This window comes from Halobacteriovorax vibrionivorans (genome assembly GCF_003346865.1).
GTDB lineage: Bacteria > Bdellovibrionota > Bacteriovoracia > Bacteriovoracales > Bacteriovoracaceae > Halobacteriovorax_A > Halobacteriovorax_A vibrionivorans.
In genome coordinates, this window is the sequence record NZ_QDKL01000001.1 from 588,413 (window position 1) to 601,808 (window position 13,396).

At 35.4% G+C, this 13,396-nt stretch carries 11 protein-coding genes and 1 tRNA gene; 4 read left to right on the plus strand and 8 right to left on the minus strand.

Annotation, left to right across the window (positions count from 1 at the left end):
- Positions 1–343 precede the first annotated feature (343 nt).
- The 8 genes from DAY19_RS02805 to DAY19_RS02840 form a co-directional block, all read right to left on the minus strand.
- Positions 344–427 (minus strand) — tRNA-Leu (locus DAY19_RS02805).
- Positions 428–508: 81 nt separating this feature from the next.
- Positions 509–2,815, minus strand: coding sequence for a hypothetical protein (locus DAY19_RS02810; RefSeq protein ID WP_114705664.1), 2,307 nt, complete (start codon positions 2,813–2,815; stop codon positions 509–511).
- A complete protein-coding gene (locus DAY19_RS02815; protein ID WP_133296867.1) occupies positions 2,812–3,630 on the minus strand; it encodes a hypothetical protein in 819 nt (272 codons plus the stop codon). The genes DAY19_RS02810 and DAY19_RS02815 overlap by 4 nt, the downstream gene beginning before the upstream one ends.
- Positions 3,631–3,732: 102 nt before the next feature.
- Positions 3,733–4,605 (minus strand): ABC transporter permease, encoded by an 873-nt coding sequence (locus tag DAY19_RS02820; protein WP_114705666.1) that lies wholly within the window; start codon positions 4,603–4,605, stop codon positions 3,733–3,735.
- Between the two features lie 8 nt (positions 4,606–4,613).
- A complete protein-coding gene (locus DAY19_RS02825; RefSeq protein ID WP_114705667.1) occupies positions 4,614–5,555 on the minus strand; it encodes an ABC transporter permease in 942 nt (313 codons plus the stop codon).
- A 131-nt stretch (positions 5,556–5,686) separates the two neighbouring features.
- Positions 5,687–7,450 carry an ABC transporter substrate-binding protein gene (locus DAY19_RS02830; RefSeq protein ID WP_114705668.1) on the minus strand — a complete coding sequence of 588 codons (1,764 nt, stop codon included), beginning with the start codon at positions 7,448–7,450 and terminating at the stop codon, positions 5,687–5,689.
- Positions 7,451–7,558: 108 nt separating this feature from the next.
- Positions 7,559–8,254: a hypothetical protein gene (locus tag DAY19_RS02835; protein WP_133296868.1), complete on the minus strand. Its 696-nt coding sequence runs from the start codon at positions 8,252–8,254 to the stop codon at positions 7,559–7,561.
- Positions 8,173–10,035 (minus strand): tetratricopeptide repeat protein, encoded by a 1,863-nt coding sequence (locus DAY19_RS02840; RefSeq protein ID WP_114705670.1) that lies wholly within the window; start codon positions 10,033–10,035, stop codon positions 8,173–8,175. The genes DAY19_RS02835 and DAY19_RS02840 overlap by 82 nt, the downstream gene beginning before the upstream one ends.
- Positions 10,036–10,504: 469 nt before the next feature.
- Between DAY19_RS02840 and DAY19_RS02845 the strand changes: the two genes are divergently transcribed.
- The 4 genes from DAY19_RS02845 to DAY19_RS02860 are packed head-to-tail and all read left to right on the plus strand — an operon-like array spanning position 10,505 to position 13,391.
- Positions 10,505–10,894, plus strand: coding sequence for a polyhydroxyalkanoate synthesis regulator DNA-binding domain-containing protein (locus tag DAY19_RS02845; RefSeq protein WP_114705671.1), 390 nt, complete (start codon positions 10,505–10,507; stop codon positions 10,892–10,894).
- A 45-nt stretch (positions 10,895–10,939) separates the two neighbouring features.
- Positions 10,940–11,590: an outer membrane protein gene (locus tag DAY19_RS02850; protein ID WP_114705672.1), complete on the plus strand. Its 651-nt coding sequence runs from the start codon at positions 10,940–10,942 to the stop codon at positions 11,588–11,590.
- Positions 11,590–12,402, plus strand: a complete 813-nt coding sequence (locus tag DAY19_RS02855) for an ArsA-related P-loop ATPase (RefSeq protein WP_114705673.1) — start codon at positions 11,590–11,592, stop codon at positions 12,400–12,402. Before DAY19_RS02850 ends, DAY19_RS02855 begins: the two co-directional genes overlap by 1 nt.
- Before the next feature lie 5 nt (positions 12,403–12,407).
- Positions 12,408–13,391: an ArsA family ATPase gene (locus DAY19_RS02860; RefSeq protein ID WP_158536757.1), complete on the plus strand. Its 984-nt coding sequence runs from the start codon at positions 12,408–12,410 to the stop codon at positions 13,389–13,391.
- Positions 13,392–13,396: the final 5 nt, after the last annotated feature.

Sequence of the window (13,396 nt, forward strand, 5' to 3'; positions counted from 1 at the left end):
ACTTAGGATCGTTCAAACAAGTAATACGATTAATTATTTTTACAAAGTTGGGACTTAAGGTAGAAAAAAGGCAAAAAAAAAGCCTCCGATACGGAAGCTATCACCAGACCTCCCATCCGGGTCGGTCGGCGTTGTTCGTCGTCATTTTTCCATCCTGGAAAATGCCGCCTCCAAAAAGATGGTGCCCAGACCGCCTGCGGGAAAAGGTGCCCGATGGCACGTTTTCGTGCAGAGTGGAACATAGAATCGTTTAAACAAGTAATACGATTAATTATTTTTACAAAGTTGGGACCTAAAGAAGAAAAAAGGCAAAAAAAAAGCCTCCGATACGGAAGCAAAAAGATGGTGCCCAGAAGAGGACTTGAACCTCCACGCCAAAGGCACTAGATCCTAAGTCTAGCGTGTCTACCAATTTCACCATCTGGGCACATATTCGGTTTTAAAAAACTTTCATTGGTAAGGCGTGAGAATATTTATAAAGGGTTTGTAATAATTTGGCAAGAAAAAATTATGCTGCTGATTTATTTTTCTTATCGAGCTTCATCTCTAACTCTTTGATTTTATTTGAAAGGATTTTATTTTCTTGAGAGAGCTTATGATTATCGCGTTTATAATTAGCAACTTCAGTATCTGCTTTAGATTTAAGCTGTTTTTGTTTATCTAGCATCTTCTCAAGATGACTAAGCTTCTTATCGTTAGTTCCTTTACTAGCAGCTGCTTTCTTAGCTTTTTCAAGGTTTTGAATTTGAGATTGGGCAAATTTAAGTCTTTGCTTATATTTTTTAACTTCATTCTGGGCCTCTTTTAGCTTCTCAGCAGGGTTTTCACCCTTGGCCCCAGCTTCATCTTCATTATATTTCTTTAATTCTTTTTCTAAGCTTTCAACTTTAACTAACTCTTCTTTATACTTAAGCTGAAGATTGGCCAACTGCTTCTTTTCACTCGCAGCAAGCTGATGTGCCTCATCAACCTTTCGACTCATAACTTCTATCGAGTCATTTTTAATCTCTAATTCTTTTGTCAGTTGATCCACTTTTGATTCTAAGTCTTGAATCCAACGATCTTCTCCATTGAGATCTTTTGCACTCTTAACTTCCATCTTTCCTGTATCTGCTTTTTGTTCATCTGCTTTTACAACAAAGACATCATCCTTCTCATCAAGGTCTTCTTCACCTTTAATAACAAGGACGTCCTCTTTAGAACTTTCCGCCACTTCATCGTGAGACTTAACAACAGTAAGATCTTCAGTTGACTCTTCCTTAGGTGTGTTATCTTTAACTACTTGGATATCAGATTTCTCTTCAGGTTTACTACCTGAAATTACTTGGAGCTCTTCTTTGTGATGTTGCGTAGTTCCCGATATTACTTTTTTCTCTTCTTCTTTATTTCCATTCTCTAAAGCTTCAGCTTTTGTTTTATCCAGTTCATCCTTCATCTGATTGAACAGACTACTCATTCGGGCCACTTTAGACTTCATTTGAACTGTTTCAGAACTTCTTACAAATTCTTCAATATTTTGCCCTTTAACTCTAATAAGCTCTTCAGCGATATTTCCCTCAGCATTATCTTTTACTGTTGTGAAATCTTCATCGAGAACATCATATTTACCATTAACATACTCTTTTACGTTTTCAACATATTCGTCATATGAGTTAACAGCTGACTTATCTAAAACTTCGTCCGCAATTTCATTCTTAAGTTTTTCGCCATCAAGAGGCCAGCTTTCAGGCTTTACCAGGTCTTTAAAAGTATTTCGATCAATACTATTAAAGAACTTTTCATTGAATTTTTTTGCATCATCAAAAGACTCTTTTACTGTAGAAGTAATGGCCTCTTTGAGATCGATATTAGTGTCACTAAGAACACTTTTCTTTATGAATTCTATTTCATCATCTTTTAAAATTTTTAAGATTGCTTTATCAGGGAATGCATCGAGATCATCGAGGAAATTCTCTTCACTAACTTCTCGATTCTTCATGAATTCTACAATATCTTTTAAAGTCTTTACTGTAACTTTCTTAACGATAGGATCATGATAATTCTTATGATCAATAATGCTTTCTTCATCTGAAATATCAACTGTTGCAACTGAATCACGTTTTATTTCAATAGACTTAGTGAATACAAAACAAGCTTGATAACTTTTTTGTTTCTCTACAGTAAAGCAAATTTGAAGCTGTCCCTTCTTATCATTTCTTTTTAAGCCAAAAAATGAACATTTTTCCGACATAAATGAACTAATTTTTTCAATTAAATTGTCATCAATATAAACTGAAAAGGCATTAATATAAAAAAGCGCTTCATTGTCACTTAATAGTAGATCAATCTCAACAGGACAAGCCTGCTTGACTAAGACTAATTCACTTAAAGTAGATTGAAGCATATTTGTATAATTTTCGACTTCAAAAGACTTTTCATGTAACTTTAAATTTATAAGGTCTGAATAATATCCAATACTAAAACGAGACGTGATTTTATATTGCTTTGCCGATTGAAAGCTTTTTAGCACTCTTTGTTTTGGAGTGTGCATAACACCAAAGAATTGCTCAATTTCTAAAATGACATTTTCTTTTGCATTAATTATTGCCTCAGGACTTATAGAAGCTCGCTTTGTGCTTACATCATTACTTACATATAAGACTTTTGCCTGTGCATCGACAGTTGTGCTGAAGTCGTTTGTTATAACATTAAGCTTATCCGCTAATTCATCAACAGTTCCAACTTTGATCAAATTTATATCTTCAGAAACCACTTCTTTAAGTTTATTGAAAACATCATCAGTTAAGAATGTGTGAATATCGATTTGAAAGCTCATCGCGAACTCTCCTGAGTCATAATTTCATCAATATAACGATATTCCTTAACAGTTTGTAGAATCGACTTGAATATACTTTCTAGATCACTTGCATTAAATTCTAAATCCAATTTAAATACTTTGTGATGTACTTGAGACCAAATTGAACTAATATCATCTGATAGGCCGTAATCTAACTCAAAGAACCTTGATGATAGTCCTTTTAAATATTCTTGATGAACTATATTTTTATCAGAACGACTGTATTCATCAACGATATGATCGTAACGAGAAACGTAAGAATAGTAGGTTAAGATAATTGTATTATAAACTTCTTTTAAAAAGTTGAAGTCACAATAGCCACTTACTAGGGCCATATAAATAACAATACTGGCCGAAACTTGTGCTTTCTTTAATGTCATTGCATTAGTTCTAATAAACTCATCTTCGATATCTTTTTCATCGATTACCAGATCATTAAAAACTTCATAGCAGATAAATAAGAAATCTAAAGTAGAGCTCTTTTGCTCACCTTTTAAAACGCGATAAAAGTCCACAAGAACGAGGTTTCGATAACGCATTTTTACATCTTCAAGATTTGCGGATTTTAATTCATTGAAATGATCGATAACTTGAGAGACTCTTTCTTCATCAATTAAGACTTCTTGGATAAATTGGTCATTCGTTGATGATAATTTTTCAATTAATTCAAGATTAGCAAACTCTCCAGCGTGACCAATACAAAGCCTACGGCCACTAGGTCGACACCAGAATAACTCGCCTCTTAACAAAGGTGAGTCTTTTATATGAATTGAGGTTTGTTTGATTTCTCTCATTACATCCAAGTCACTAAAATAAAAGGCCCAAAGATGGGCCTCTTAACAATAATTATCGGATATATTCGCGAAAATCTTAGGTAATTTTAACCGAGTAAATAACTACGCTTTACCCTTTAGTTTTGGATCTAGAGAGTCTCTTAAAGCATCCCCTAGAAGGTTCAGAGCAAGTACCAGAACGAACATTGCAACTGTTGCAGCTGTTAATTGCCACCAAACTCCACGAGCTAGTTCAAGCTTAGAGTCATCGATCATTGTTCCCCAAGAAGGTTGACCTTGAACACCAAGACCTAAATAAGAAAGGATTACTTCTGACTTAATAGCTTGTTGAAATCTCAGAGAGAATTGAATGATTACGATGTGAAAAATATTTGGAAGGATGTGCTTAAACATTCTTCTTGTATTTCCAGCACCAAGTGCGGCAGCTGCTTGAATATATTCTCTTTGCTTGTGTCTCATAACTTCACCACGAACAAGTCGACAAAGTCCAACCCAAGAAGTGATACCTAGAGCTAAGAAAAGTGAAGAAGTTCCTTTTCCAAGAACCATCGTCACAGCAAAAAGAAGCATGATATATGGAATTGATGCCATTGATGTATAAAACCAAACGATAAATTCATCGACTTTTCCACCAAAGTAACCGGCCGTAAGACCTAGTGTTACACCAATTACAGTTGAGATAGTAGCAGTAGAGAAACCAATACCAATGGCCATCTCTGCACCTTTTAAAGTTTTATAAACAACACTTCGACCAAAAATATCTGTACCAAATAGAGCGTCCAATGAAGGAGCTGAATATGAAGCACCGATTTCTTTTGACCATTCACCTGCAATAACTCCAAAGAAAGTTAATGCGGCAAGAAGTACGTATCCACCAATAACGATCATACTAAAAACTGCAGCTTTATCTCTTTTAAGCTCAGTCCAAGCATGTCCCCATAATGATTTTGATTCACTTGAATGATTTACTGACATGACAACTCCTACTTTAACCTTACTCTTGGATCAACAACTGTATAAAGAATATCTGTAATAACTGTGAAGATGATATAACCCATAGCAGATAAAATCGTCATCGCCTTAATAACTGGGAAGTCATTATCAAAAACAGCTTTTACAGTTAGACCACCAAGCCCTGGAATTGAGAAGAAACTCTCAAGAAGCAGGGTTCCTAAAATAAGGAAAGGAATTTGAATAATTACATATGTGATAATTGGAATTAGAGAGTTCTTTAAAACGTGCTTTAAAAGAACAGCTTTCTCGCTTAGACCTTTGGCACGTGCTGTACGTACATAGTCCTGGTAAATATCATCAAGAATTACTGTTCTAAAGTAACGAAGATCAGGACCTAAGTTAAGAACAACCATAATGATAACTGGTAAAATAATATATGGTACAAAGTACGGGAATCCGTGCTCATAACCTGAGATTTCAAACCACCCCATTTCATACGCAAAAAACTTTTGGAAGAAAAGAATATACGCAAGAGATGGAATACTCATTAACGATACACTGATAATAACAAGTGCGCGGTCAATGGCCTTCCCTCTAAAGAATGAAACAACAATAGCAAGAAGTATTGATAGTGTTGTTGAGATTAAGAAAGCAGGAAGAGTTAATGTTAATGAAGGAATCGCACCTTCCTTAATCATTTCAATAATCTGTTGCTTTGTTGCCCATGAACGACCAAAGTCGAAAGTAAAAGCAGACTTAACGATATCTAAGTACTGTTCTACTAATGGACGATCAAGTCCAAGTTCATGTCTTACTTCAGCAATTTGTTTTGCTGATGCGTGCTTACCTAATAAAAGTTGTGCTGGATCGTATCCAGATAAGTTAAAGATAGCGAAGATAATTAAACACACACCTAGAATAATAGGGATCGTGTAAAGTAGTCTTCTTATAATGTATGACCAAGTATTCACAAAAACAGCTCCTTAGCTCTAACAGCATTCATATTTAAACGATTAGCTTTTCGCTTATTTAAAAGAGAAAGACCCTTTCCCAATTAAATAAGCGCTGGAGATAACTCCAGCGCCATATGTACTATAAAAAATTATAGCTTATCTTGCATTTTCTTCTTTTGATCTAGATCCACGTCTAGGTATTGAGCCTGACCTGCTTCAAAGTCAGTTGTCATGTAGTTTTTTAGCCAACTGTGCTTGATTAGGTAAGACTGACGGTGAACACCGTAAATCCATGGAACTTCTTCTGCTGCCATTTTATTAAGCTCTTCATAGATAGCAGTTCTCTCTGGAGAATCTTGCATAATTGAAGCTTTTGCAAATAGCTTATTGAACTCTGGATTATCATATCCTGAACCATTTGCTCCTGGAGACTTATTTGGTCCATATAGAAGTTGTAGGAAGTTTTCAGCATCTGGATAATCTGCACCCCATGCAATTCCATAAAGCATAACCTGACGCTTAGTGATCTTCTTTTGAAGCTCTGGCCATGAGTTTTGTACAACTTTGATATTTACACCAATTTCTGCCATTTGCTTTTTAAATAGCTCACCAATCTGACGTGAAGTCGATGAAGATGGACAGTCATAAGTAATTTCAGGAAGACCTTTACCATCTGGGTAACCTGCTTTTGCTAGAAGCTCTTTTGCCTTTGCAAGGTCACGGTTTCTATAAGGACTTACGTAGTCTGGCATATAACCAGCAATTCCCGGAGGAATAACTGACTGCGCAGGAAGAGCAGTACCATTATAGAAAAGCTTGTTAAATTCTTTTACATCATATGCAAGAGCAAGTGCTCTTCTTAGGTCACGATTTTGAAGTAACTTCAGATCGTGATTGAATGCTGTATAAGTAACATCTAGAGATGGTGAAATTGAAAGCTCAACACCCTTCTCTTCAAATTGCTTATCTAGACCTTTACCTGGAGTAACGGCCGCTTCAAAGTTATCCTTTGGGATACCAATATAATCAACTCTCCCCTTAAGGAAGTTTAGCCAACGTGGCTGATCTTCTTTAACAACATTGATTTCAATACGATCAACGAAAGGAACTGGTTTACCAGCATACTTTAGCATGTGCTTAAATTCGTCACTTGCTTCAGATGGGAAAAGCTTCTTTCTAAACTTTGGATTTCTTGTGTAGCTAAACTTCTTAGCAGTTTGCTTGAATTCACCAAGCATGAAAGGCCCTGTACCAACTGGGTGGTTAAGGAATTCTTTCCCGTAGTGATCAACAACTTCTTTTGCAACTGCAAATGTAAATGGCATTGCAAGTGAGTATAGGAATTGTGGGAATTGCTTCGTAAGTTTAAATTGAAGAGTATACTTATCTAAAGCTCTTAGACCTTCTACTTCTTCAGAATAATCAACCTTATCTTTTTCAGCATTCTTATCACGCCAAGCATCTAGCCCTTTGATCTTACCAGATAGTAGCCACCATCCAAGACCCTGTAGCTTTGGATCAGCAAGTCTTTTGATTGAGTAAACAAAGTCTTCAGCAACTAGCTCACGACCTTTACCACCTTCAAAAGCTTTATCATCGTGGAATAAAACACCTTTTTTAATTTTGAAAGTATAAGTTAGTCCGTCTTCAGAAACTTCTGGTAAAGATTCTGCTAAGTTTGGAACTAGAGTGTATGGTCTTTTTAAGTAGTGATACTCTAATAGACCTTCATAAACACGACCAACTTCATTAGATGAATATTTGTCATTTGAATAAATCGGATCCATCCCTTTAATTTCAGATGTTACCGCTAAATTTAAGACCTTTTCGTTTAGGTCAACTTTTTTCGTACATGAGATTGTTACTGCAAGTAAACTCATGAGTAAAAATGAAACAAGATTCCTTGATTTCATAAACCTTCCTTTGTTCGTAAAATTATTGCACAGAATAATAACAGACTAATTTATACAAGAGATAAGATAAATTTACTAGGAATTATTAGGACTTGCACTACCGCACTGCTAGATACTACCGCACGAATCGACAATTAGATCCAATGCTAAAACGCGCTGCTTCTTTTGAGAATTCTTGAGCTTCCTTAGGCCATGAAGCTGAATAACCTTATACTCATTTGCCACAAGTCGACTGAACTCTGCCTTGAATTCAAAAGGCCCACTCATTTGCTTAGAGTAAACGAGTTTACCATCACTGAAGTGAGTTACTTTTCCGGGAAGACACTTATCGTCACAATAATTACTGTCGACATTTCTAATATCACTAAATAAAAGACGATTTTGCATCAGGAAGTTATCAAGAATATTTTTTGTGCGTAAATGATTTGCCGCAACAAGGTTTTTAGAAATTTTCTTATAAAGAGTTCCCTCAACTTTTTTTCCTGTCGCTAATGGAAGAATCAAAGTCTCTTGTCCTTTAAACGGAACATCGATAGCAAGACTAAATGTTTCTTTATTAAAAATTGCATTATAAGTGAAACGCTCTTGCTTCTTACCAAAGTTAAGACGACCCCTTCCCTTAAACTCTTTACACAGTCCGCTGCTTAACAATTTATGTGCAGTGACTTTATCTGTAGAAGCTTTTGTACTCGTTGAAGTTTTCTTAGGTGTTGCACATGAAATTAACGTGAAGCAGGCAAGCGCGCAGAGTCCAGCTTTTCGATATAATTGAGAATTTCTTCGCGTTCTTTTACTTTTGTACAATTTTTCAATGCCTCGACATAATAGTGACGGGCCCTTTCAGGCTTATTAAGTGAAGTATATATGAGCCCTAAATGCTTTGCAATGACAACATCATCACTAACAAGAGCAAAGGCTTTCTTTATTTCACGATATGCTTTTTTGTAATCACCAGTCTTATAATAGTACCAACCCAGTGAGTCTCTAATGTAGCCATCTTTAGGATTCAATTGAACCGCTCTTTTAATATAAGTGTAGGCCTTGTCCATATGAACGCCCTGTTCTAAGTAAGTGTAGCCTAAGAAATTTAAAGCATGAGAATTATTTGGATCTCTTTTAAGAATATCGAGCATAATCTTTTCTGCTTTAACAAATGACTTATTCTTTTCGTAGAGTGAAGCTAAGTAGTAAGCGTGTCCATCAGTATAGTTATCGTGCTCAACATGAGATTCCATTAGTGCAATTGCTTGTCCAAGATCTCTTTTCGTCTCATAATATCCGGCCAAAATAACTTCTAATTCAAATCTTAACTCTTTAGATGTTTTAGATCTCTCTTTTACAAAATCCACAAAGCGCTTTTCTTGCTTTGAGTCTTTTTGTGCATAAGCATTTAAAATATTTGCAATTTGAATATTTGACTCGTGGTAAAGAGAGCTATCTTCTTTAATTCGTGAGTAGTAAGTAACCGCTAGATCTCCATCTTCACTTTTTTGATATAAGCTTGCTAAGTAATAAAGCACTTTATCTGAGTCTGGAATGACGTCGAGAATTTCTTTAAAGACACTTTTTGCATCTTCGATTCGATTGGTTTCAGTATAAATAACACCAAGTCTAACTTTTAAATTTAAGTTTTCTGGATCAAGTGCAAGTAGCTTTTCTAAATATGGTACGACTTCATCGTATTCGCCATCAGCAAATAGTAAGTTTACATACTTCCCAAGTGCTGTGTAATTACTTGGATCGTATTTTAAAAACTTGCGATATAAAATTTTTGCTGCATCGTATTTCCCCTCTTGCTCCAAAACAACACCAAGCAGAATTGTACTTTGCTGATTGGTTGGATCAAGTTTTAGAGAGATATTAAAATACTTCTTTGCTAATTTATATTTCGACTTTTCAAAGTAGATCTTTCCTTTATGAAAAGCATATTCACTACGATTTGAGCGATCCTTTTGAGAACAATAACTAAGTGTCCCAATGGCCTTTTTTACTTTCTTATCATCAACGTATGCTTTCGATAAATATATACAAGCTTCACTTAAAAGTGGTCGTGTTTTATAGACAAGATTACGATACAATTTAATTGCTGTTTTGTTCTCACCTAGTGCACCATAGACACCGGCAAGTAAAAGACGTGCCTTTGCTTTTACATCTTCATCTGCATGTTCAATTAAGTAGTTTAACTCTTTCTTTCCTTCTTCTAGTTGACTTGATTTGATAAGTTCAACTGCATACTTACGACGAAGATAAATATCATTTGGCTTTAATTCTACGACATATTTTAGAATCAATGATGCAGATGCTGCATCACCAGCAAGGGAGGCGTCAGAAGCCTTAAGAAAGAGATCACTGGCCACATAATTAATTGATTCTTCGCCTCTTTCTTTAGCATCAGCTACTACTTCCGCTAGAGAATTCTCAACGAATTCACGTGCGCGCTTTGCTTCTTCAAAATTAGATATTTTAATCTCTGCGGCCTTGTTAATAAGCTGAGTTTCCGTCATCTTATCGGTATGTGTCGCACAGCTCACTAATGCTGCAAGCGGTAGAAGAAGTATTGATTTTTTAAAGAAAAATTTGAACATTAAACAATCCTTGGCCTTTATGCCTTGGTACCTCTTCGACCTAAATAGATATTTCTTAAAAAGAATTCTCAGTAAAATGACCCCCGGCAGAAATAACAGGCCACAAAAGCTTAGTTGCACTAAGTCACCGAAATTAGGGGAATTAAACGGATTCTCTTGTAATTTAGATAAAATTAAGATCGCAATTGCTTGACAGTTACTGTCATTGATTGTTACTTCTCTGATGCAATTTTCAAAACGCTGAGCAATAGACACGGTGGGAATCAATAAATATCGCTTAAGGCCAAAGCTTGAAGCAAAAAAAGATGAACCACTAAGTACTTAATTTTATTAATTTTTGTTGAGAAATGAAATTAATACAAAGAGCTTAACTATTACGAGGCAACGTGTTAATTATTAACTAGTTTTAACTCAGGAGATCTCATTAATCTTTTGAGCTATATTCGTTAAAACCAATAGGGGTAGTAGAATGAATGATGTAAGAATTATTAAAAGGTACCAAAACAGAAAACTTTATGACACTCATCAAAGTTGCTACGTGACTCTTGAAGAGATCGCTCAAATCATCAGAGAAGGTCACGAGATTCAAGTAATTGATAACAAAACAAAGAATGACATTACTTACATGACTCAAATCCAACTTCTTTTTGATCAAGAGAAAAAATCAACTAAGCCAGGTGACGTTGAACTTCTTAAGAGAGTTATCCGTGGTGAAGAAGGTACATTCACTGGTTATATTAGAGGACTAGAAGGAATTGAAGCTCCAGTAGTTGAAGAAGCTCCAGCTCAGTCTTTCAACTCTTTCAACAGTGCAGCAAACCTAAACTCTTCTGTTGAAACTACGACTACTTTAAACTAATATAGGGCAGTTATTACTGCATATATATTTAGTTTAGAGGGTGAAATGATTTTAAAAATTTCAAAATCTATATTAAGGCCTGCAGTTATTCTAGCAGGCCTTTTTATTTTTAGTGCTCAGGCACAAACTGTTAAGCAATTAACATCAAAGAATTCAGCCAAAAAGAATGAGGATTCGGTCGCTGCAGCTCAACTTTTAAGCGGTCAAGAATTGCACATCCATTCTCTTGGAATTGGAATTGGGCAAACTTTATTAATGAGTGATTTTAAAGACAACGGTGAAGATAAGATCACGGCCGAACTCTTTTATAATTACAAGGCTTCGTACTCTTTTGACTTTTATGCCAACCTTCACTTCTCAAAACATGAACTAGAAGAGAAAGGTACGTATTCAAAAATCTCGGGACTTGTTCTTGGTGCTAAAGGAAAACTTTTTCACTATGATGCCTTTCAACCATTTGTTGGTGGTGGACTTGGCTTCTTCCGTCCTCAATTAAAAACTGTAAACTATAAATCAAAAGGTAAGACAGTATTCGGTTATCAAGCCGTTGCTGGAGCTGACTTCGATCTAAATCGCAAGATTTCAGTTGGTGGAATGTTCATTTACAACAATCCTTTTGATGTCGAACAAGAAAGCACTGCAGACGTAGAAGGTTATTATTTTAAAATGCTTCTTACTGCATTCTATAAATTCTAATGAAGTTTAAAGACTTATATATAGTCACAGGTAAGGGAGGTGTCGGAAAAACCCTCACTTCCCTTGCCTTGACCAAGTCTCTAACTGAACTCGATCAAAATAAGAACGTCTATTTTTTTTCGTTTGAACAAAATGCTGATAAGGATCTTATCAATAAGTTAAATGTTAATACCGTTGAGTTAACGCATATTAGTTCAGTTCAAGAGTATATTGCGAGAAAACTAAACTCCAAAACAATTGCAAAGTGGATTGTATCAACATCTTTTTTTAATGCATTATTTGATATGGTTCCAAGTTTTGGGCAACTCATCTTCTTAGGGCATATTATTGATCTTGCTCGAGATGATCGCAATATCGTCGTCGTTGATGCACCGGCATCAGGTCATCTTCTTTCGACAATACATTCACCAAAAGTCTTTAAAGATATTTTTAAAATCGGTCCCATTGCAAATGATATCGATAAAATGCATAACTTTCTAACAAATGATGAACATACTCAATGTGTGGTTGTTAGCATTCCGACAGAGCTTGCCATTGAAGAAGGCCAAGAACTAGAGCGAGAACTAAAAGAGAAATATAATCTCTCGACAATTGAGATCCTAAATTGTGATCTCTCACTAAATGACTTTCCAGAGGATGATACGCCAGATTTTATCAGGGCAAAAATCCAAGACCAAGAAAGCCTAAAAGAGAAATTTAAGGTTAACCCTCACCTAAGTTTCCCTCAAATTGTCGTACCGACACAAAAAGAACAAGTCGAGGAATTAACAAGAATTATTACAAAGAAAGTTGATATTTTTAAATCAAAGTAGGAATCGTGGAAAACTATAGAGAAGTCGAAATATTTTGTGGAACAGGTGGCGTTGGAAAAACAACGATTTCAACTTCACGTGCCTTCTTTCTGGCTTCTCAAAAAAAGAATGTTCTTTTAATAACGATTGATCCGGCCAAAAGACTGCGTCAATTACTTAGCTTAAAAGATGCATCAGAAGTGATTAAGTTCACTGATAAAGAAATCAGCTTTGATGTTTTATTACTTGATCCTAAAACATCATTTGAAAAGATTCTCGGGAAGAAAGTTGATAATAAAATACTAGAAAACTTAACAAGTAGTCGCGGTGGCCTAAATGAAATTCTTGCAGTCCTAGAGATTCAAAATCAACTTGAAACTAAAAAATATGACTCTATCGTCGTCGACACTGCGCCAGGAAAGAACTTCTTAGACTTTTTGAATTCATCAAATAAGATTAATAAATTCTTTAATAAAACATTTGCTGATGCATTCATGTACATTACTAATAAGAATAAGCCTGGACGCTTCTTTAACCGCATTATTACCGCTGGGATTGAGAAGTTTCTTAATTATTTAGAAAGTGTTACCGGCAAGGGCTTTATTAATGACTTTCTTGAGGCCATCACAATTCTCTATGAGAATCGAGATAAGTTTATTGAAGGTATTAAAGTTGAAAAAGTTCTCAATAGTGCCCAGCGATCGAGGTGGTATCTCGTTACTTCTGCTGAGCATATGAAAGAGGTTGAAACTCAACAGATTCTTGACTCAATTCAGGCCCAAATGACCACAGAACGTTACCTAATAATTAACAAATCATGGTATAACAACCTCGCATCTTGGGAACCCAAGACAGAAAAAATGAAAGAGTTTAAAGATATAATAATCAAACAAGAAGAAATAAAAACTTCGATCTCAAAGAAATCACAGATTGAAGCAATTACATTTCCAGACCTCTCAACGTTTGATCCTATCAAGCAGTTAGAAGAGTTAGAAGAACACTGGAAGTAAATGGA

Bases quoted from the DNA above. Each gene is read 5' to 3' on its own strand.
- DAY19_RS02855 (WP_114705673.1), top strand. From the start codon at position 11,590: ATGAAGTTTAAAGACTTATATATAGTCACAGGTAAGGGAGGTGTCGGA.
- DAY19_RS02815 (WP_133296867.1), bottom strand. From the start codon at position 3,630: ATGAGAGAAATCAAACAAACCTCAATTCATATAAAAGACTCACCTTTG.
- DAY19_RS02810 (WP_114705664.1), bottom strand. From the start codon at position 2,815: ATGAGCTTTCAAATCGATATTCACACATTCTTAACTGATGATGTTTTC.
- DAY19_RS02845 (WP_114705671.1), top strand. From the start codon at position 10,505: ATGAATGATGTAAGAATTATTAAAAGGTACCAAAACAGAAAACTTTAT.
- DAY19_RS02840 (WP_114705670.1), bottom strand. From the start codon at position 10,035: ATGTTCAAATTTTTCTTTAAAAAATCAATACTTCTTCTACCGCTTGCA.
- DAY19_RS02820 (WP_114705666.1), bottom strand. From the start codon at position 4,605: ATGTCAGTAAATCATTCAAGTGAATCAAAATCATTATGGGGACATGCT.
- DAY19_RS02850 (WP_114705672.1), top strand. From the start codon at position 10,940: ATGATTTTAAAAATTTCAAAATCTATATTAAGGCCTGCAGTTATTCTA.
- DAY19_RS02830 (WP_114705668.1), bottom strand. From the start codon at position 7,450: ATGAAATCAAGGAATCTTGTTTCATTTTTACTCATGAGTTTACTTGCA.